The following is an 18688-nucleotide window of genomic DNA, read 5'->3' as shown; positions in this document are numbered from 1 at the left end:
GGCTCGGCCACCTGGAGCGGGCCGGGCCGGTCGCAGTTGCAAACGATGTGCAATAAGGTCGCCGCGTGCACGTACCCGATGGATTCCTCGACGCGCCCACGTCCGTGGCCACCGGCGTGGCCGCCGCCGGCGCCGTGGCCGTCGCACTGCGGCAGGCGCGGCAGGAGCTCGACGACCGCACCGCGCCCATGGCCGGACTCACCGCCGCCTTCGTCTTCGCGGTCCAGATGGTCAACTTTCCCGTCGCGGCCGGCACGAGCGGGCACCTGATCGGCGGCGCACTGACCGCGGTGCTGGTCGGGCCGTGGACGGCGGTGCTGAGCATGACCGTCGTCCTCCTGGTGCAAGCGGTGCTCTTCGCCGACGGGGGGCTCACCGCGCTCGGTACGAACGTCACCCTGCTGGGGCTGGTCGCCGTCGTCATCGGCTACGGGGTCGTGCGCGCGCTCACCGCCGTCCTGCCGCGCACCCGCACGTCGCTGCTGGCCGCGTCCGGGATCGGCGCCTTCCTCTCGGTGCCCGTCGCGGCGCTGGCCTTCGTCGGGCTGTTCGGTCTCGGCGGTGTCGCCGACGTGCCGCTGGGCGCCGTCGCCGGCGCCATGACCGGCGTGCACCTGCTCATCGGCCTGGGCGAGGCGGCGATCACCGTGGCCGTCCTGGGTGCGGTGCTGGCCGTCCGGCCCGACCTCGTGCACGCCGCGGGGCACCTGCGTCGGGAGGCCGCCCTGGCCCGCCGTCCCGGGCTCGAGCCGGCGGGCGTCACCCGATGAGCCGCCGTCGCTGGTTCTGGGTGGCGGGCATCGCGGTGACCCTGGTGGTCGCCGCCGTGCTGAGCGGCTTCGCCAGCTCCTCGCCCGACGGCCTGGAGTGGGCCGCCGAGGACACCGGCTTCGGGCACACCGCCGAGGACAGCGCCGTCGCCGGCTCGCCCCTGGCCGACTACGCGATCGGTGGCCAGGACGGCGCGCTGTCCGGCGGGGCCGCCGGCGTCATCGGCGTCGTCGTGACCCTGCTGCTGGCCGGTGGCCTCGCCCTGGTGGTCCGCCGCCGCGGTCGCGACGAGACCCCCGTCCCCGACTGACGTGGCCGCCGGCCCCGCGGGCGCGCTGAGCGCCCGATACATCGCCGGCTCCAGCCCCGTCCACCGGCTGGCGCCGCAGGCCAAGCTCGTGGCCGTCCTGGCGTTCGCCCTCGTCGTCGTCGCCACCCCGGTGCATGCTCCCTGGGCCCCGGCGGTCTACACCGCCGACCTCCTGCTCGTCCTCGGCGTCGCAGCCGTGGCCGGGGTCGCACCGGGCCGGCTGGCCCGGGGCCTCGTGGTGGAGATCCCCTTCGTCGCGTTCGCCGTCCTGCTGCCCTTCGTCGCGCGCGGGCCGCGGGTGGAGGTGCTCGGCCTGTCACTGTCGGAGAACGGGCTGGCCACCGGCGGGGGCATCCTGGCCAAGGCCACCATCGCCGTGCTCGCGGCCACGGTGCTGGCCGCGACCACCGAGCCGCGCGAGCTGCTGCACGGCCTGGAGCGGCTGCGGCTGCCGCAGCTGCTGGTCCAGATCCTGATGTTCATGATCCGGTACGCCGACGTCGTCGGCGGCGAGCTCCAGCGCATGCGGGTGGCGCGGGAGTCGCGCGGGTTCCGGGGCCGGCACCTGGGCGCGCTGCGGGTGCTCGGCCCGGCGGCCGGGGCGCTGTTCGTCCGGTCCTACGAACGCGGCGAGCGCGTGCACCTGGCGATGCTGTCCCGCGGCTACGACGGACGCCTGCCGCAGGGACCGCGACGAGCGGTACCGGCCACCCAGTGGCCGACCGCACTGAGCCTCCCCGCCTCGGCAGCGGCAGTTCTCGGTGCCGGGTTCCTCCTCGGATGACTGCTCCCCCGCCGTCCCTGCTGGTCGAGGACCTGGCGTTCGCCTACCCCGACGGCCACCAGGCGCTCTTCGGCGTCGACCTGCGCATCGAGCGCGGCGAGCGGGTCGCCCTGCTCGGACCGAACGGCGCCGGCAAGACCACCCTCGTGCTGCACCTCAACGGCATCCTGCGCGCCGGCCGGGGCCGGGTCGGCGTCGCCGGTCTCCCCGTGGCCAAGCCGGCATTGCAGGAGGTCCGACGGCGGGTGGGCATCGTGTTCCAGGACCCCGACGACCAGCTCTTCATGCCGACCGTCGGCGAGGACGTCGCCTTCGGTCCCCGCAACCTCGGGCTGCCCGAGGACGAGGTGGCCGTGCGCGTCTCGGCAGCACTGGAGCAGGTGGGGATGGCCGGGTACGGCGACCGGCCCCCGCACCACCTGTCGTTCGGCCAGCGCCGGCGGGTCGCCGTCGCCACGGTGCTGTCGATGCACCCCGAGATCCTCGTCCTCGACGAGCCGTCGTCGAACCTCGACCCGGCGGGTCGCCGCGAGCTCGCCGAGGTGCTCCAGGCCCTGCCGGTGACCCTGCTGATGGTCACCCACGACCTGCCCTACGCCCTGCAGCTGTGCCCGCGCTCGGTGGTCCTCGACGGCGGCGTGGTGGTCGCCGACGGGCCCACCCGCGAGCTGCTGAGCGACGCCGAGCTGCTCGGCAGGCACCGGCTCGAGCTCCCGTACGGGTTCGACCCGAAGTACGTCTAGAGTTCGCCCACCAGGCCCTCGGCGAACGCGCGCGGCTCGAACGGGGCGAGGTCGTCGGGCCCCTCCCCCAGGCCGATCAGCTTCACCGGGATGCCCAGCTCGCGCTGGACCGAGACGACGATGCCGCCCTTCGCCGTCCCGTCGAGCTTGGTGAGGACGATGCCGGTGACGGTGACGGCCTCGGTGAACACCCGCGCCTGGACGACGCCGTTCTGGCCGGTCGTCGCATCGAGCACGAGCAGCACCTCGGTCACCGGCGAGACCTTCTCGACCACCCGCTTGACCTTGCCCAACTCGTCCATCAGACCCGACTTGGTGTGCAGCCGCCCGGCGGTGTCGACCAGGACGGCGTCCACCTCGCCCTCGACGCCGGTCCGGACCGCCTCGAAGGCCACCGAGGCCGGGTCGCCGCCCTCGCGGCCCCGCACGGTGAGGACCCCGACCCGTTCGCCCCAGGTCTCGAGCTGGTCGGCCGCAGCCGCGCGGAAGGTGTCCGCCGCCCCGAGGACGACGCTCTTGCCGTCGCCGACGAGCACGCGGGCGATCTTCCCGACCGTGGTGGTCTTGCCGGCGCCGTTGACCCCGACGACGAGGACGACCCCGGGCCGGCCCTCGTGCCGGCTCGTGCCGAGGGTGCGGTCCATGTCCGGCCCGAGGACGGCGGTCAGCTCGCGGACGAGCAGCTCCCGCAGCTCCGCCCCCGAGGCCGTGGCCAGGACCATCGTCTGGGTCCGCAGCCGCTCCACGATCTGGGTCGTCGCGGCGAGGCCCACGTCGGCGGCCAGGAGGGTCTCCTCGACCTCCTCCCAGTCGTCCTCGGTCAGCTTCTCGCGCGCGAGCACGGTGAGCAGGCCGCGGCCGAGCGAGGACTGCGAGCGGGCCAGCCGCGAGCGCAACCGCACCAGCCGGCCGGCCGACGGGGGCGGCGTCTCGAAGACCAGCCCGGGCTCCGGCTCGGCCGGGGGCAGCTCGACCTCGGGCGCCTCCGCGGTGTCCGGTGGCAGCCCCAGCCCGGAGGCCGTGGCGCCCGACGGGCGCGGTTCCTCGACCGGAGCCGGTGGGCGCGGCCGGGTGAGCGTCGTCCCGGTCACCGCATCGTCGTCGAGGCGGGTGGTTCGGCGGCCCTTGCCGACGAGCAGACCGACCCCGGCGATCAGGGCGACGACGAGGATCGCGATCGCGATCAGGACGAATTCCATGGGCCCGAGTCTCCCAGCCGTCGCAGTCGGCCTCACAGCGGACACTGCGGCGGGACGCAGGTTCATGGGCCAGGCTGGGTGCATGTCCGTCCCCGACCGGTCCTCACCGGAGCTCCTGCTCGGCCCGCTGCTACGGCACGTGGACCCCGTCTCCGCCACCGTGTGGGTCGAGACCGACCGCCCCTGCCAGGTCGACGTCCTCGGCCGGACGGCACGGACCTTCTGCGTCGGCGGTCACCACTACGCCCTGGTCGTCGTGGAGGACCTCGAGCCCGGCAGCACGACGCCCTACGAGGTCCGGCTGGACGACGTCCGGGTGTGGCCGCCCGAGGACTCGGCGTTCCCGGCCAGCCGCATCCGGACGCCGGGGCATCCCGGGCCGTTCCGGCTGGCCTTCGGCTCCTGCCGCTACGCCAGCCCGCGCACCGTCGAGGCCTCCGAGGGCATCCCGCCGGACGCCCTGGACCTGTACGCGAGCCAGGTGGCGGCGCTGCCGGAGGACCGGTGGCCCGACGCGCTGGTCCTCCTGGGCGATCAGGTCTACGCCGACGAGCTCACGAAGCACACGAAGTCGCTGCTGCACCGCCGGCGCGACGGCCGGATGAGGAATCAGTCCCCGGGCGGTCAGGTCGCGGACTTCGAGGAGTACACGCGGCTGTACTTCGAGTCCTGGCGGGACCCGCAGGTGCGGTGGCTGCTGTCGACGATCCCGTCGTCGATGATCTTCGACGACCACGAGATGATCGACGACTGGAACACCTCGGCCGCGTGGCGGGAGAAGATCACCCGGCAGCCCTGGTGGCAGGGTCGCATCATCGGCGGCCTGGTCAGCTACTGGGTCTACCAGCACCTGGGCAACCTCAGCCCGCAGGAACTGGCGGAGAACAAGACCTGGCAGGCGATCCTGGGCATGAGCGCCGACGACCTCACCCGGGACGCCGAGCCGATGCTGCGCGAGATGGCCGAACTGGCCGATGCCGAACCGGCCACGATCCGGTGGAGCTTCGTGCGGCACTGGGGCGACGCGCGGCTGATCATGGTCGACACCCGGGCCGGCCGGGTCCTCGAGGAGCAGCACCGCCGGATGCTCGACGAGGACGAGTTCGCCTGGGTCGAGGCGGCGATGCGCCGCGCCGTGGACGAGGGCGTGGAGCACCTGATCCTCGGCACCTCCCTGCCGTGGTTGCTGCCGCACGCCATCCACAACCTGGAGCGGTGGAACGAGACCCTCAACGTGCGACACCACGGCCGGTGGCGTGGGCGGATCTCCGAGGTCGTGCGCCAGACGTCCGACCTCGAGCACTGGGCGGCGTTCGGGCACTCCTTCGACCGGCTGGGCGAGGCGGTCACGCGGGTGGCGCGGGGCGAGCACGGCCGGGCGCCGTCCACGACGCTGGTGCTCTCCGGCGACGTCCACCATGCCTACGCCGCGGAACTGGTGGAGCCGAGCGACCTGATCACCCGCGTGCACCAGCTCACCGTCTCCCCGCTGCACAACCAGGCTCCGCACCCCATCCGCGTCGGCTTCAAGATCGGCTGGAGCAGGAGGGCACGACGGCTGACCGAGCGGTTGGCCCGGTGGGTCCAGGCCGAGTCGACCGCGCTGGAGTGGGACAAGAACGCCGGGCCGTTCTTCGGCAACCAGATCGGCGAGCTGGTGCTCGACGGCCGGGAGGCCCGGTTCCTGCTGTCGGTGTCGGAGAAGGGCGACGAGCGCCTGCGGCAGGTGCTCGACAGCCCGCTGTCGGACGGGTGACAGGCTGGGCGCATGACTGGTGCGCACGGGGTGCGGCCCGCCCCTGGTCCCGACCAGCCGCCCGTCCCCGTCCGGCTGGTCACCTTCAACACCCACCACGGCGTCGGCGACGACGCCCGGCACGACCTGCCGCGGTTGGCCACGCTGCTGGCATCGGCGGACGCCGACGTGATCTGCCTCCAGGAGGTCGACCGCCACTTCGGCGACCGCAGCGAGGACGTCGACCAGGCGCTGCTCCTCTCGCGGGCGCTGGACATGCAGCTGGCCTGGGGCCCGGCGATCGACGAACCACGGCCCGGTGCCCGGCCGCCGCGTCAGTACGGCAACGCGCTGCTGTCCCGGTTGCCGATCCTGGTCAGTGACGTTCACCGGCTCCCCGGCAGCGGCGAACCGCGCAGCGCCCTCCGGACGATGCTGGAACTGGACGGCAGCACGCTGTGGGTGACCGCGACCCACCTCACCACCCGGTCCCCCGAGGAGCGGGCCGAGCAGGTGACGGCGCTGGCCGCCCTGCACACCGAGGACATGGCCGCCGGCGTCCTGGTGGGCGACTTCAACGCACGCCCCGACGCGCCGGAGCTGGACCCGCTGAGGCAGCGGTTCACCGACGCGTGGGAGCTGGCCGAGGACCGCGATGACCAGGCCGGCTGGCGCTTCTGGCAGCGCGACGAGGGGCACACGCATCCCGCGCGCGCCCCGCACCGTCGCATCGACCAGGCCTGGGTGTCGTCGGGCATCGCCGTCGCCACCGCACGGGTCCTCGACGCCGACGGCGCCTCCGACCACCTGCCGCTCGTGGTCGACCTGCTGATTCCGTCGGGGGTCTAGGCAAAGGAAGCTTTTCGTGTGGATCCGGGCCTTGGGTTCAAGGAGTCGATGCAACACCCCGCGGTGAAGTGGGGTGGTGTCGATGGGGCGTCCGCGGATGCCGAAGGAGATCGAGCGCAGGTTCTGGCGGCTGATCGCTGCGGGATCGGCGACGGAGCAGGCGGCGGAAGCGGTCGGCGTGTCGGCCGACACTGGGCAGCGGTGGTTCCGCGACGGTGGCGGCATGGCGCCGATGGCATTGACCGAGCCCAGCGACCGATTCCTGACCGTGGCCGAGCGGGAGACGATCGACCTGTGCTGGGCCGAGGGCTGGCCGCAGGCCGACATCGCCCGCGAGATCGGCCGGCATCCCTCGACGGTCTCCCGCGAGCTGCGCCGCAATCGACTCGAGGGCTATCCGCGGCGTCCGCCGCTGCCCGTCGGCCAGCGGCACCGCCCCGGGCCGGCGCCGGGGACTCAGGGCCCGGGACGGCGCCCACGGCTGCGCTATCGGGCCGCGCCGGCGCAAGCCAAGGCCGAGGCGCGGGGCCGCCGCCCGAAGCCGAGCAAGATCGCCGAGTTCCCCGAGCTGCAGGCCTACGTGCAGCGGCAGTTGAAGGAGGGCTGGAGCCCCGAGCAGATCACCGGCCGTCTGGTCGTGGATTTCCTCGACGATGAACGGATGCGCATCTCACATGAGGCGATCTACCAGGCCCTGTTCGTCCAGGGCCGCGGTGGGCTGAACCGGGAGCTGACCAAGCACCTGCGCACCGGGCGGGCGCTGCGTAAGCCCCGCCGTCGTGTCGATGGCCGCCGGGAACGGATCAAGGACAAAGTCATGATCTCCGAGCGGCCCGCCGAGGCCGACGACCGCGCCGTACCCGGCCACTTCGAAGGCGACCTGATGGTCGGCAAGGACAGCGGCTCGGCGGTCGGCACCCTGGTCGAGCGCACCACCCGGTTCACCATGCTCCTGCACCTGCCGGCCGATCACGGTGCCGAAGCCGTCCGCGACGCCATCACCACCAAAATCGCCACGCTGCCGGTACATCTGCGCCGCTCGCTGACCTGGGACCAGGGCATCGAGTTGGCCAGGCACACCGAGATCACCATCGCGGCCGACCTGCCGATCTACTTCTGCGATCCGCACAGCCCCTGGCAGCGCGGCACCAACGAGAACACCAACGGCCTGCTCCGCCAGTACCTGCCCAAGGGCACCGACCTCTCGGTGCACACCATCGCCGACCTCGAGGCCATCGAGACCCGACTCAACGGCCGACCCCGCAAGACCCTCGGCTTCAAGACCCCCGCCGAAGCCTTCGCCCAGCTACTCTCCGAAGATCAACAAGCTGGTGTTGCGACGACCAGTTGAATCCGCCGGCGCGAATCCGTATGCATAGCTTCCTATGCCTTGGGCGGTGGGGTCAGGCGGTCTCGAGCTCGCGCAGGCGCTGGCTGATGACGCCGGTGATGCCGTCGCCGCGCATGCTCACGCCGTAGAGGGCGTCGGCGATCTCCATCGTCCGCTTCTGGTGGGTGATGACGATCAGCTGCGACGTCGACCGGAGCTGCTCGATCAGGGTGAGCAGCCGGCCGAGGTTGACGTCGTCCAGGGCCGCTTCGACCTCGTCGAGGACGTAGAACGGTGACGGCCGGGCCCGGAAGATGGCCACGAGCAGGGCGACGGCGGTCAGCGACCGCTCGCCACCGGAGAGCAGCGACAGCCGCTTGACCTTCTTGCCGGGCGGCCTGGCCTCGACCTCGATGCCCGTGGTGAGCATGCTGTCGGGCTCGGTGAGCACCAGCCGGCCGGAGCCACCCGGGAAGAGGGTCGCGAAGACACCCTCGAACTCGCGGGCGACGTCGGCGAAGGCGGCGGCGAAGACGTCGTGGATCCGTTCGTCGACCTCCCGGACGACGGTGAGCAGGTCGCGGCGGGTGTTCTTGAGGTCCTCGAGCTGGGTGGCCAGGAAGGCGTGCCGCTCCTCCAGGGCGGCGAACTCCTCCAGCGCCAACGGGTTCACCTTGCCCAGGGTGGCGAGGTCGCGCTCGGCCTGGGCGGCCCGGCGTTCCTGGACGGCCCGGTCGTAGGGGGCCGGCTCGGGCTCGGGCTCCCCCGCCGCTTCGGCCGCGGCGACCTGCTGCGGCGTGGGCGGCACTGGCGCCGCGGGGCCGTACTCCCCGAGCAACGTCGGCAGGTCCACGCCGTACTCCTCGGCGGCACGTCCCTCGAGCGCCTCGATGCGCAGCCGCTGCTCCGCGCGGGCCACCTCGTCGCGGTGCACCTCGTCGGTCAGGCGGTCCAGCTCAGCCGTGGCCGAGCGGACCCGCGCCCGCACCTCCAGCAACTCGGCCTCCGACGAGCTCCGCGCGGACGCGAGCGCGTCCCGCTCCGCGGCCGCGCGGGCCAGCGAGGTCGCGAGCGCAGCGAGCGCCGTCTCCGCATCGGCCCGCACACGGGCGGCCACCCGAGCCCCCTGCTCCCGGGCCACGCGGGCAGCTGCCGCCCGGTCGCGGGCGGCCCGTTCCTGCCGCGCCTGCCGGCGCAGCGACTCCGCACGGCCGTGCAGTGCGCGCGCCCGCTCCTCGGCGGTACGGACCGCCAGCCGCGCCTCGGTCTCGGCCTGCCGGGCCGCGGCGACCTCTGCCCGCAGGCGGTCGCGTGCCTCCGTGGAGGGCTCCTCCTCCACCGGGGCGGCCTGGGCCTCGGCCAGCCGCTGCTCCAGCCCGGTCAGACCGGACACCACCTGTTCCAGCGCCTGCTCGGCACGGACCCGGGCGGCCAGCGAGCGCTCGGCCTCCGCCTCGGCGGACCGCCCGGCAGCGCCCAGCTCGGCCAGCACGGCGGCCACCGCCGAGCGCGAGCGGTCGGAAGCCTGGCGGGCGACGAGAGCCGAATCGACGTCGGCCGACCGCTGGGTGGCGGCCTCGCGTGCGGCGGCGAGCTCCTCGGCGAGCGACGTAGCCCGCGCCTCGGCGGCTCTCAACTCCGCCTCCGCCTCGTCCACCCGCGCGCGGACGACGAGGTTCGACGGTGCGTCGGTCTGCCCGCCGACCGCCCAGTCGGCGCCCACGAGATCACCGGCGGCGGTCACGGCGCGCACCCGGGGGTGCGCCCCGACCAGCGCGACGGCGGCGTCCAGGTCGGGCACCAGGGCGACCCGCTCCAGCGCGCGCGCCAGCGCGGGCCGCAGCTCCTCGGACGCCTCGACGACGTCGAGGGCCCACCGTGCGTCCTGGGGCAGCGCCGGCCAGCCGTCCCGCGGGACCGGCGGCAGGCCGCCGGTGACCAGCAGACCCGCGCGCCCGCCGTCGGTGCCCTTCAGGTGCGCGAGCGCGGCGGCGGCCTCGGAGATCCCGGAGACGACGACGGCGTCCGCCATCCCGCCCAGCGCCGCGGCGACGGCCACCTCGTCGCCGGCCCGCACGGTCAGCCGGTCGGCCAGCGGGCCGAGCACGCCGGCCAGACCCGAAGCGAGGACGGCGGCCGCGCCGTCCACCGGCGTGAGGCCCTGGGCCAGGGCGTCCCTGCGCGCCTGCCACGAGGCCCGGTCCCGCTCGGCGGCCCGCTCGGCCTCGGTGAGCTCGGTGACCAGCCGGGCAGCGGCCGCGTGCGCGGCGACGGCCTCCTCGTGCGCGGTCACCAGGGCGACGTCGCCGTCCTGCTGGTCGGCCACCGACTCCCGTCGCTCGGCGAGCCGCTCGGCGGCGACCTCGGCGCGGTCGGCGGCCTCGCCGGCGGCCAGGGTGAGCCGCTCGATCTCGGCCTGGCCGGCCGCGACCCGGGAACGCGCCGCGGCGACCTCGCCGGAGAGCCGCGCCAGGCCTTCCCGGCGGTCGGCCAGGGCGCGGGCCGCCGCGACCCAGGCGCGCTCCTCCGCCGCGAGCGTGGTCTCCAGCTCTCCGCGCCGGGCGACGACGGCGGCCAGCCGGCTGCGCTCGCTCTCCAGGCCGGCGGCAAGCTCGGCCTCGGCCGCCTCGACGCGGTCGGCCTCGGCGTCCAGGTGGTCGGGATCGCGGCCGGGGGCGGCCGCCGGCGCGGCGGCCGACAGGTGACGGTGCCGCTCCGCCGCGAGGGACGCCACGCCGCGGAACCGCTCGCCGAGCGCGGAGAGCCGGTACCAGGTCTCCGAGGCTGCCTGCAGGCGCGGCGCACTCGCGGCAAGCGACGCCTCGAGTTCGGCCTCGCGGCGGGAGACCGCGGAGAGATCGCGCTCGACGACGGCCCGGCGCTCGCGGGCGGCGGTCTCGTCGGCGACGTCCTTGTCCAGGGAGTCGCGGAGCTGGACCAGGTCGTCGGCCAGCAGCCGCAGCCGGGCGTCCCGGAGGTCGGCCTGCACACCCGCGGCGCGGCGGGCCACCTCGGCCTGACGGCCCAGTGGCTTGAGCTGGCGCCGGAGCTCGACGGTGAGGTCCCCGAGCCGGTCGAGGTTGTGCGTCATCCCCTCGAGCTTGCGGAGGGCCTTCTCCTTGCGCTTGCGGTGCTTGAGGACTCCCGCGGCTTCCTCGATGAAGGCGCGGCGGTCCTCGGGACGGCCGGAGAGGACGGCGTCGAGCTGTCCCTGGCCGACGATGACGTGCATCTCCCGGCCGATGCCGGAGTCGCTGAGCAGCTCCTGGACGTCGAGCAGGCGCACCTTGTCGCCGTTGATCTCGTACTCGCTCTCACCGGAGCGGTACATGCGGCGGGTGATCGACACCTCGGTGTACTCGATGGACAGCGCGCCGTCGGAGTTGTCGATCGTGAGGGTCACCTCGGCCCGCCCCAGGGCGGGGCGGCCGGCGGTGCCGGCGAAGATGACGTCCTCCATCTTGCCGCCGCGGAGGCTCTTCGCGCCCTGCTCGCCCAGGACCCAGGCGATGGCGTCGACGACGTTGGACTTGCCCGACCCGTTGGGGCCGACGACGGCGGTGATCCCGGGCTCCAGCCGCAGGGTGGTGGCGGACGCGAAGGACTTGAAGCCCTTGAGCGTCAGGCTGGAGAGGTGCACGAAACAGGCACCCTAGTCGCTGGAACGACCCGCGCCCCGCAACTCAGGGGCGTCTGGGGGCGGTGTGACGGAAGGGTTCAGGCCAGGGCGGGCTCGGCGTTGTCGCCGGCCATCGAGAGCAGCTCGTGGGCGATGGCGGCGTCCCGCTGGGCGCGGAGCTCGTCGAGTTCCTGTTCCAGCCGACGCACCTTGGCCCGCAGGATCGCGTTCTCCTCGACTACTCGGAGTTCCGCGGGTGCTACGACGTGACCGAACAGGGCCTTGGCCATGACTGCAAGGGCCTTTCCGAGCGAGGAGGTGAGCCCGGCGCCCCGGGTGACGGTCGGCGCGAGCTGTGGTATCCCCAGGGTGACAGGCCCGGACACGCTGGTCAACGCGAGAACTGCCTACTCCCCGTGTCGGGGGGATGTAGCGTTCGTCACTCTGTGGTGAACGCCGACCCGCCTCGCGCGGCTTCGTCCCGTACGTCCACAGCGGTCACCACGCCGGGCGCGCGAGGCCCGTCGAGCGCGGCCAGCGCATCGGCCACGGCGTCGTGGTCGCCCTCGAGTGCCACCTCGACGCGGCCGTCGGAGAGGTTGCGCGCGAAGCCCACCAGCCCGGCGGCCTCCGCCAGTCCGCGGACGAACCAGCGGTAGCCCACGCCCTGCACGCGCCCGGACACCAGGGCCACCGCCCGCCGGGTCATGACCGCCGCACTCCGGACTCTGCCGACTTCCGCCGGGTCCGCGGGGACGGCTGGCACTGCGGGCAGCTGTAGCTGGAGCGGTTCATGAACGACTCCCGGCGGATGGGTGTCCCGCACCGGGGGCAGGGCCGGTCGGCCTGGCCGTAGACGGCGAGGAACCGGGAGAAGTAGCCGCTCTGCCCGTTGACGTCGACGTACAGCGAGTCGAACGACGTACCGCCCTGGGCGAGGGCCTCCCCCAGCACGTCCCGGACACCGTCGAGCAGGTCGGTGACCTGCCCGCGGGTCAGCTTGTCCGTCGGCCGGGCACCGTGCAGACGGGCCCGCCACAGCGCCTCGTCGGCGTAGATGTTGCCGACGCCACCGATGAGGGTCTGGTCCAGCAGGGCCCGCTTGACCTCGGTGCGGCGCCGCCGGAGCGCGGCGGAGAAGGCGTCGACGTCGAACGCGCCGTCGAGCGGGTCGATCGCGATGTGCGCGAGACGCGGTGGGATGGCGCCGTCGGCTCCGCTCTCCTCCACCGCCAGCCCGCCGAACGTGCGCTGGTCAACGAAGCGCAGCTCCCGGCCGCCGTCGGTGAAGGTGAACCGGGCGCGCAGATGCGTCTCGTCGGGCTGGTTGCGCTTCTCCACCAGCAGCTGCCCGCTCATGCCCAGGTGCGCGACCAGCGCCCGGCCCGACGGCGCCCCGTCGGGCTCGGCCACCGGCAGCCACAGGTACTTGCCGCGGCGGTGAGCGGCGGCGAGCGTGCGACCGGTCAGCGCCGCGACGAAGTGCTCGGCGCCCTCGAGGTGCCGGCGCACCGCACGCGGGTGGTGCACCTCCACCGTGGCCACCGTGCGCCCGGCGACCCACTGCTCCAGGCCCCGCCGGACCACCTCGACCTCGGGAAGCTCCGGCACGCCCTCAGACCTCCGGCGTGAGCGCCCGCCAGGCCGCCTCGGCGGCCTCCTGCTCGGCGGCCTTCTTGGTCCGGCCGTTGCCCTGCCCGTAGACGGTGCCGGCGAGGAGCACCGAGGCGGCGAAGGTCTTGGCGTGGTCGGGGCCCTCGTCCTCGACCCGGTAGCTGGGGGCGCCCAGGCCGCGGGCGGCACCCAGCTCCTGGAGGCTGGTCTTCCAGTCCAGGCCGGCGCCGCGCGTCGCGGCCTCGACCAGCATCGGGTCGAACAGCCGGTGGACGATGGCCGCGGCGTCGTCCAGGCCGCAGCCGAGGTGGATCGCGCCGATCAGCGCCTCCAGGGCGTCGGCGAGGATCGAGTCCTTCTCCCGGCCGCCGGTGGTCTCCTCACCCCGGCCGAGCAGGAGGTGCGGACCGATGCCGCCGTCCCCGAGCCGCCGGGCGACGCCGGCGAGGGAGGTCATGTTGACCACGGAGGCACGCAGCTTGGCCAGCTGGCCCTCGGGCAGGTCCGGCTGGCTGCGGTAGAGCTCGTCGGTGACGACCAGGCCGAGCACCGAGTCGCCCAGGAACTCCAGGCGCTCGTTGGTGGGCAGACCACCGTTCTCGTACGCGAACGACCGGTGGGTCAACGCCAGCCCGAGCAGCCCGCCGGGCAGCTCGACGCCGAGGGCGTCGTGCAGCCAGCGGGCAGCGAGCTCGGCGTGCGCCTTCCCACCCGGCGCGAGCGGGTCGGCGCCGGCCACGACGGAGCGACTCAGGGCAGTCGGCTCAGACCGAGAGGACCTGGCGACCGTCGTACTGGCCGCAGGTCGGGCACGCCTGGTGCGGGGGCTTGAGCTCGCCGCAGGCGCGGTTCGGGCACGGCGAGAGGGTCGGCGCGGTGGCCTTCCACATCGAGCGGCGCGAACGGGTGTTGGCGCGGGACATCTTCCGCTTCGGGACAGCCACGGTCAGTTCTCCTCAGTGGTGGGGCTCTCGCCGGGGGCGCCCGGCGAGGAAGTGGGGGTGGCGCCGAACTTGGCGGCGAGACCGGCCCAGCGGGCGTCGACGATCTCGTGCGCGTGGTCGGCGGGCAGGTCGTCGAGGCGCTGGCCGCAGCCGGCGCAGAGTCCCGCGCAGTCCTCGGTGCAGACCGGGGCCAGCGGCAGCGCCAGGACGACGGTGTCGCGGGCCAGCGCCTCGAGGTCGAGGTGGTCGCCCTCGATGCGACGGACCTCGTCCTCCTCGCTGGTCGCCTCGGTGGTGCTGCCCTCGTAGGCGTAGAGCTCCTGGACGTCGAGCGAGAGGGTGTCCTCGATCGGCTCGAGGCAGCGGGCGCAGGAGCCGGTGACCGGGGCGTCGATCTCGCCGGTGACGAGCACGCCCTCCATGACCGACTCCAGCCGCAGCCGCAGGTGCACCTCGGTGCCGGCGGGGACGCCGATCAGCTCCACCCGCCAGTCCTCGGGCGTGGGGGCGGTCCGGTCGAGCTCCTGCATCGATCCCGCGCGACGGCCGAGTTCCCGGAGGTCCACGCGCCAGGGGTTGGCTGCGGGGCGCCGGGCGTCGGGGGACGCGGCGCCGGAGCGGGACGGAGAAGCGGCAGACATGTCAGTACTCGCGGTAGGCAGTGGGGAAAGGGCCGGCCGGGACCACCTCGTGCAGGGAACCACCGGCGGTCGGACCAGGAGTCGAGACTACCCGATCCCCGGACCGGGCTGGCGGGCCCCGAGGTGCCCCCCTTCAGGGTCCCGCCGTGAGCCTGCGAACGGCGGGAAGAAGAGGGTCCTTTCAGGGTTCGCGCAACGTCGTCCGGGCCTTCTCCACCGACAGCAGCATGTGCTCGAGGGTCGACTCGAAGTCCGCGAGGCGGCTGTCGACGTACTGGTCCACCTCGGCACGGGTGCGGGCGGCCTCGGTGTGCGCCTGGGCGCCGAGCTCGTCGGCGCGGGAGACGGCACCGCGGTAGACCTCGGTCTCGGTGATCAGCCGCTCGTGCTCGGCGTGCGCCGCCTGGATGATTCCGGCGTGCTGCCCCTGGGCGTCGGCGAGCACGGCCTCGCGGTGGGCCACGGCCTCGGCGACCAGCCGCTCGGCCTCGGCCTCGGCTTCGGCGACGATGTCCTCGGCGTCGGCCTGGGCCTGGGCGAGCAGCTCGTCGCGCTGACGGCGGGCGGTGCCCAGCAGCTCGTCGCGCTGGCGCCGGGCCGAGGAGAGCAACTGCTCGCTCTCGCCGCGGGTCCGGCCGGTGAGCCGCTCGGCCTCGGCCTGGGCCTGCTGCAGGATCTCGGTGCGCTGCTCCACGATCGCGCCGGCCGCCTGCACATCCTCGGGCAGCGACTCCCGCAGGTCGTCGAGCAGGTCGAGCAGGTGGTCACGAGGCACCATGCAGGACGCCGACATCGGGACGCTGCGGGCGTTCTCGATGACCGTCGTCAGCTCGTCGACGGTCTCGTACAGCCGGTAGACGACCTCCGTCATGCTCTGTCTCCGCGTGCCCTCGCGAGCTCGGTCACGTGCCCTCCCGCCGCGCGCCCTCGCGCAACCGGTCGTCGACGGCCTTCGGCACCAGCCGGGAGACGTCGCCGCCGAACTTCGCGATCTGCTTGACCAGGCTCGAGGAGAGATGGCCCACCTGCGGGGCGGTCGGGACGAACAGCGTCTCGACCGCCGCCAGCTCGCGGTTCATCTGCGCCATCTGCAGCTCGTACTCGAAATCGCTCACCGCGCGCAGGCCCTTGACGATCACCGGGATCTCGTGGGCGCGGCAGTAGTCGACGAGCAGCCCCTCGAAGCTGTCCACGGTCACGTTGGGGAGGTCGGCGACCGCCTCGCGGAGCAGCTCCATGCGCTCGGCGACGGTGAACAGCCCGGCCTTGCCGGGGTTGACCAGGACGGCGACGACGAGCTCGTCGTAGAGGCCGGCGGCCCGGGTGATGACGTCGACGTGCCCGTTGGTCACCGGGTCGAAGGACCCCGGGCAGACAGCACGCCTCACGGGGAGCGACCGTACCGGAGCTGAGCCTCTCCGTAGCGGCGGTCGCGCAACCCGATCAGCGGTGTCGGCCACTCCCAGGGCTGCTCGCGGCTGCTCCGCTCGACCACCAGCACCGCCTCCGGCGCCAGCCAGCCGCCGCTCACCAGCGCCTCGAGCACGCCGAGCACCTCCTCGACCGGTGTGGCGTAGGGCGGGTCGGCGAGGACGACGTCGAACCGCGCCGGCGCCGCGCCGGCCACGACGCCGGGCACCGAGCCGGTGACCACCCGGCCGCCCGGGAGACCCACGGCGGCAAGGTTCTCCTTGAGGACCGGCAGCACGCCCTGCCCGTTCTCCACGAAGACGACGCTCGCCGCACCTCTGGACAGCGCTTCGAGTCCGAGGGCGCCCGATCCCGCGTACAGATCGAGCACCGCGGCGCCGTGCAGGTCGACCAGGTGGCTGAGGGAGTTGAACAGCGCCTCGCGGGCTCGGTCACCGGTGGGCCGCACCCCCGTGCGCGGCACCTTGAGACGGCGTCCTCCGGCGACCCCCGAGACGATCCGTGTCATCTCAGGCCTTCTCCAGGTAGTCCGCGCGCTCGTCGGTGGCCAGCCGGGCCACCTCGGCGGCGAGACCGGGGTGGTCGGCCAGGCCGCGTTCGGTCTCCAGCAGCGCCGTAGCCTCGGCTCGCGCGGCGGCGATCAGCTCTTCGTCCGCCAGCAGTGACAGCAGCCGTACCCCCGACCGGCGGCCGGACTGGGCCGCGCCCAGGATGTCGCCCTCGCGCCGGGTCTCCAGATCGAGCCGGGCCATCTCGAAGCCGTCGGAGGTGGCCGCGACGGCCGCCAGCCGCTGGCCGGTCGGCGAGGCGGACGGCGCATCGGTGACCAGCAGGCAGAGACCGGGGTGCTTGCCACGGGCGACCCGGCCGCGGAGCTGGTGCAGCTGGCTGACCCCGAACCGGTCGGCGTCCATGACGACCATGACCGTGGCGTTGGGGACGTCGACGCCGACCTCGACCACCGTCGTCGCCACGAGGACGTCGATCTCGCGGGCGCCGAAGGCACGCATCCGGGCGTCCTTCTCCTCCGCGGTCAGCCGGCCGTGCAGGACGTCGAGCCGGAGTCCGGCCAGCGAGCCGCTGCGCAGGCCTTCGGCGACGTCGAGGACGGCCAGGGGCGGGCGCCGGTCGCTCCGCGACTCCTCCTCGGGGGCGCCGTCGACGTCGTCGGGCTCGTCGTCGGCCCTCGCCGGGGAATCGGCCTCGTCACCGATCCGCGGACAGACGACGTAGGCCTGCCGGCCGGCGGCGACCTCTTCGCGCAGCCGCTCCCAGGCGCGGTCGAGCCAGTTCGATTTCTCCCTCACCGGCACGACCGAGCTCGACACCCCGCCGCGCCCGCTGGGCAGCTGACGCAGCGTGGAGATCTCCAGGTCGCCGTAGACGGTCATGGCGACGGTGCGCGGGATGGGCGTGGCGGTCATGACCAGGACGTGCGGCGGCCGGCTGCCCTTGGCCCGCAGGGCGTCACGCTGCTCGACGCCGAACCGGTGCTGCTCGTCGACCACCACCAGCCCGAGGTCGGCGAACTCCACGCCCTCCTGCAGCAGGGCGTGCGTCCCGACGACGATGCCCGCACGGCCCTCGGCGACCTCCGCGCGGGCCTGCCGCTTCGCGGCCGCCTTGAGCGAGCCGGTGAGCAGGGTGACCCGCGTGCCGGACGGGTCGCCGTCGAGCTCCCCGGCCCGGCCGAGCGGACCGAGAAGCTCCCGGATGCCGCGGGCGTGCTGCGCGGCCAGCACCTCGGTGGGTGCCAGCAGGGCGGCCTGGCCGCCGGCGTCCACCACCTGGGCCATGGCGCGCAGGGCGACGACGGTCTTGCCGGAGCCGACCTCGCCCTGCAGCAGCCGATGCATGGGCTGGTCGCGGTCGAGCTCGGCGGCGAGCTCCTCCCCCACGGCCCGCTGCCCCTCGGTGAGGGCGAACGGCAGGGCGGCGTCGACGGCGTCGAGCAGCCCGGCCGGGCGCCGCGGGCGGGCCGTCCCGGGTTCGAGTGCCGCGGCCCGGCGGCGGGCGGCGAGGGTCAGCTGCAGGGTCAGCGCCTCGTCCCACTTCAGCCGGTGGGCGGCGCGCTCGACGTCGTCCATCGTCGTGGGGCGGTGGATGTCGAGCAGGGCGGCGGCGAGCGGCAGGATGCCGTGCCGGGTCCGGATCTCCTCGGGCAGCGGGTCCTCGACCAGGCCGGCGAGGTTCGCCTGCGGACCGAGCAGCAGCTTCAGCGACTTCTGGATCACCCAGCTCGAGACGTCCTTGGTCGCCGGGTAGATCGGGATGAGCGCCCGGGCCCAGTCGTCGTCGCTGTTGTCGCCGTCGAGCAGGTGCATGTCCGGGTGGGCGAACTGCTTCTCGCCGCGGTACTCCCCCACCGTGCCGGCGAACATCCCCCAGGCGTTCACCGCGAGCTTGGTGTGCCGGTGGTTGAAGAACACCAGCTTCATCCGGCCGCTGCCGTCACCGACGACGACCTCCGTGAGGCTCCCCCTGCGGTTGCGCATCGGGCGGGTGGTGACGCTGCGGACCTGGGCCACGACCGTGACGCGGTCTCCGACCTGGACGTCGGCCAGGTCGGCCTGCTCCCCCCGGCGGGCGTAGCGGCGGGGGTAGTGGCGCAGGAGGTCCCGCACGGTGTGCAGGGAGAGCTGCTCGGCCATGCTCGTCGCCGTCTTGGGCCCCAGCACCCGGGCGAGCGGCGTCTCGAGGGTCACCGCCACAGAACCG

General features: G+C 74.0%; 19 protein-coding genes. 7 read left to right on the top strand and 12 right to left on the bottom strand.

The window, feature by feature from the left end:
• Positions 1 to 65: 65 nt before the first annotated feature.
• The 4 genes from FHU33_RS06070 to FHU33_RS06060 are packed head-to-tail and all read left to right on the top strand — an operon-like array spanning position 66 to position 2608.
• Positions 66 to 770 carry an energy-coupling factor ABC transporter permease gene (locus tag FHU33_RS06070; protein WP_211355016.1) on the top strand — a complete coding sequence of 235 codons (705 nt, stop codon included), beginning with the start codon at positions 66 to 68 and terminating at the stop codon, positions 768 to 770.
• A complete protein-coding gene (locus FHU33_RS25340; protein WP_211355015.1) occupies positions 767 to 1081 on the top strand; it encodes a PDGLE domain-containing protein in 315 nt (104 codons plus the stop codon). Before FHU33_RS06070 ends, FHU33_RS25340 begins: the two co-directional genes overlap by 4 nt.
• Position 1082: 1 nt before the next feature.
• Positions 1083 to 1865, top strand: a complete 783-nt coding sequence (cbiQ, locus tag FHU33_RS06065; RefSeq protein ID WP_142024536.1) for a cobalt ECF transporter T component CbiQ — start codon at positions 1083 to 1085, stop codon at positions 1863 to 1865.
• Complete coding sequence (locus FHU33_RS06060) at positions 1862 to 2608, top strand: energy-coupling factor ABC transporter ATP-binding protein (protein ID WP_142024535.1); 747 nt, start codon at positions 1862 to 1864, stop codon at positions 2606 to 2608. Before cbiQ ends, FHU33_RS06060 begins: the two co-directional genes overlap by 4 nt.
• On the opposite strand, the gene ftsY is transcribed toward FHU33_RS06060, so the two are convergent.
• Positions 2605 to 3807: a signal recognition particle-docking protein FtsY gene (ftsY, locus tag FHU33_RS06055; protein ID WP_142024534.1), complete on the bottom strand. Its 1203-nt coding sequence runs from the start codon at positions 3805 to 3807 to the stop codon at positions 2605 to 2607. The genes FHU33_RS06060 and ftsY overlap by 4 nt on opposite strands.
• 82 nt (positions 3808 to 3889) lie before the next feature.
• Here ftsY and FHU33_RS06050 point away from each other — a divergent pair, with 82 nt between their 5' ends.
• The 3 genes from FHU33_RS06050 to FHU33_RS06040 all read left to right on the top strand — a co-directional run bounded on the left by FHU33_RS06050 (position 3890) and on the right by FHU33_RS06040 (position 7742).
• Entirely contained in the window at positions 3890 to 5563 is a 1674-nt protein-coding gene (locus tag FHU33_RS06050; protein WP_142024533.1) for an alkaline phosphatase D family protein, read from the top strand.
• Positions 5564 to 5575: 12 nt separating this feature from the next.
• Positions 5576 to 6391: an endonuclease/exonuclease/phosphatase family protein gene (locus FHU33_RS06045; protein WP_142024532.1), complete on the top strand. Its 816-nt coding sequence runs from the start codon at positions 5576 to 5578 to the stop codon at positions 6389 to 6391.
• Between the two features lie 82 nt (positions 6392 to 6473).
• Positions 6474 to 7742, top strand: a complete 1269-nt coding sequence (locus FHU33_RS06040) for an IS30 family transposase (RefSeq protein ID WP_211355014.1) — start codon at positions 6474 to 6476, stop codon at positions 7740 to 7742.
• Positions 7743 to 7794: 52 nt separating this feature from the next.
• Here the strand turns inward: FHU33_RS06040 and smc are convergent, their stop codons facing one another.
• The 11 genes from smc to recG all read right to left on the bottom strand — a co-directional run bounded on the left by smc (position 7795) and on the right by recG (position 18681).
• Positions 7795 to 11361, bottom strand: coding sequence for a chromosome segregation protein SMC (smc, locus tag FHU33_RS06035; RefSeq protein WP_142024531.1), 3567 nt, complete (start codon positions 11359 to 11361; stop codon positions 7795 to 7797).
• Between the two features lie 77 nt (positions 11362 to 11438).
• Positions 11439 to 11630 carry a hypothetical protein gene (locus tag FHU33_RS06030; protein ID WP_142024530.1) on the bottom strand — a complete coding sequence of 64 codons (192 nt, stop codon included), beginning with the start codon at positions 11628 to 11630 and terminating at the stop codon, positions 11439 to 11441.
• 149 nt (positions 11631 to 11779) lie between these two features.
• The gene (locus tag FHU33_RS06025) at positions 11780 to 12049 is read right to left on the bottom strand and encodes an acylphosphatase (RefSeq protein WP_142024529.1); all 270 of its coding nucleotides are present in this window, start codon (positions 12047 to 12049) and stop codon (positions 11780 to 11782) included.
• Positions 12046 to 12951, bottom strand: coding sequence for a bifunctional DNA-formamidopyrimidine glycosylase/DNA-(apurinic or apyrimidinic site) lyase (mutM, locus tag FHU33_RS06020; RefSeq protein WP_142024528.1), 906 nt, complete (start codon positions 12949 to 12951; stop codon positions 12046 to 12048). Before mutM ends, FHU33_RS06025 begins: the two co-directional genes overlap by 4 nt.
• A gap of 4 nt (positions 12952 to 12955) precedes the next feature.
• Positions 12956 to 13693, bottom strand: coding sequence for a ribonuclease III (rnc, locus tag FHU33_RS06015; RefSeq protein WP_246063314.1), 738 nt, complete (start codon positions 13691 to 13693; stop codon positions 12956 to 12958).
• A gap of 25 nt (positions 13694 to 13718) precedes the next feature.
• Complete coding sequence (rpmF, locus tag FHU33_RS06010) at positions 13719 to 13898, bottom strand: 50S ribosomal protein L32 (RefSeq protein ID WP_092196382.1); 180 nt, start codon at positions 13896 to 13898, stop codon at positions 13719 to 13721.
• Positions 13899 to 13900: 2 nt separating this feature from the next.
• Positions 13901 to 14539, bottom strand: a complete 639-nt coding sequence (locus tag FHU33_RS06005) for a YceD family protein (RefSeq protein ID WP_142024526.1) — start codon at positions 14537 to 14539, stop codon at positions 13901 to 13903.
• A 181-nt stretch (positions 14540 to 14720) separates the two neighbouring features.
• Positions 14721 to 15410, bottom strand: coding sequence for a hypothetical protein (locus tag FHU33_RS06000; RefSeq protein ID WP_142024525.1), 690 nt, complete (start codon positions 15408 to 15410; stop codon positions 14721 to 14723).
• A gap of 31 nt (positions 15411 to 15441) precedes the next feature.
• Positions 15442 to 15927 carry a pantetheine-phosphate adenylyltransferase gene (gene coaD, locus FHU33_RS05995; RefSeq protein WP_142024524.1) on the bottom strand — a complete coding sequence of 162 codons (486 nt, stop codon included), beginning with the start codon at positions 15925 to 15927 and terminating at the stop codon, positions 15442 to 15444.
• Positions 15924 to 16478, bottom strand: coding sequence for a 16S rRNA (guanine(966)-N(2))-methyltransferase RsmD (gene rsmD / locus FHU33_RS05990; protein ID WP_142024523.1), 555 nt, complete (start codon positions 16476 to 16478; stop codon positions 15924 to 15926). Before rsmD ends, coaD begins: the two co-directional genes overlap by 4 nt.
• A gap of 1 nt (position 16479) precedes the next feature.
• Positions 16480 to 18681, bottom strand: a complete 2202-nt coding sequence (gene recG, locus FHU33_RS05985) for an ATP-dependent DNA helicase RecG (protein ID WP_142024522.1) — start codon at positions 18679 to 18681, stop codon at positions 16480 to 16482.
• Positions 18682 to 18688: the final 7 nt, after the last annotated feature.

Origin of the sequence: Blastococcus colisei (assembly GCF_006717095.1) — a bacterium.
GTDB classification, from domain to species: Bacteria; Actinomycetota; Actinomycetes; order Mycobacteriales; family Geodermatophilaceae; genus Blastococcus_B; species Blastococcus_B colisei.
Note: the sequence above shows the minus strand (reverse complement) of the source record. Positions and strands in the feature narration are given on the sequence as shown.

Excerpts from the sequence above, each read along its gene's own strand:
- FHU33_RS25340 (WP_211355015.1), top strand. The coding sequence starts at position 767 with ATGAGCCGCCGTCGCTGGTTCTGGGTGGCGGGCATCGCGGTGACCCTG.
- FHU33_RS06060 (WP_142024535.1), top strand. The coding sequence starts at position 1,862 with ATGACTGCTCCCCCGCCGTCCCTGCTGGTCGAGGACCTGGCGTTCGCC.
- ftsY (WP_142024534.1), bottom strand. The coding sequence starts at position 3,807 with ATGGAATTCGTCCTGATCGCGATCGCGATCCTCGTCGTCGCCCTGATC.
- FHU33_RS06050 (WP_142024533.1), top strand. The coding sequence starts at position 3,890 with ATGTCCGTCCCCGACCGGTCCTCACCGGAGCTCCTGCTCGGCCCGCTG.
- FHU33_RS06045 (WP_142024532.1), top strand. The coding sequence starts at position 5,576 with ATGACTGGTGCGCACGGGGTGCGGCCCGCCCCTGGTCCCGACCAGCCG.
- FHU33_RS06040 (WP_211355014.1), top strand. The coding sequence starts at position 6,474 with ATGGGGCGTCCGCGGATGCCGAAGGAGATCGAGCGCAGGTTCTGGCGG.
- FHU33_RS06030 (WP_142024530.1), bottom strand. The coding sequence starts at position 11,630 with ATGGCCAAGGCCCTGTTCGGTCACGTCGTAGCACCCGCGGAACTCCGA.
- FHU33_RS06025 (WP_142024529.1), bottom strand. The coding sequence starts at position 12,049 with ATGACCCGGCGGGCGGTGGCCCTGGTGTCCGGGCGCGTGCAGGGCGTG.
- FHU33_RS06005 (WP_142024526.1), bottom strand. The coding sequence starts at position 14,539 with ATGTCTGCCGCTTCTCCGTCCCGCTCCGGCGCCGCGTCCCCCGACGCC.
- FHU33_RS06000 (WP_142024525.1), bottom strand. The coding sequence starts at position 15,410 with ATGACGGAGGTCGTCTACCGGCTGTACGAGACCGTCGACGAGCTGACG.
- rsmD (WP_142024523.1), bottom strand. The coding sequence starts at position 16,478 with ATGACACGGATCGTCTCGGGGGTCGCCGGAGGACGCCGTCTCAAGGTG.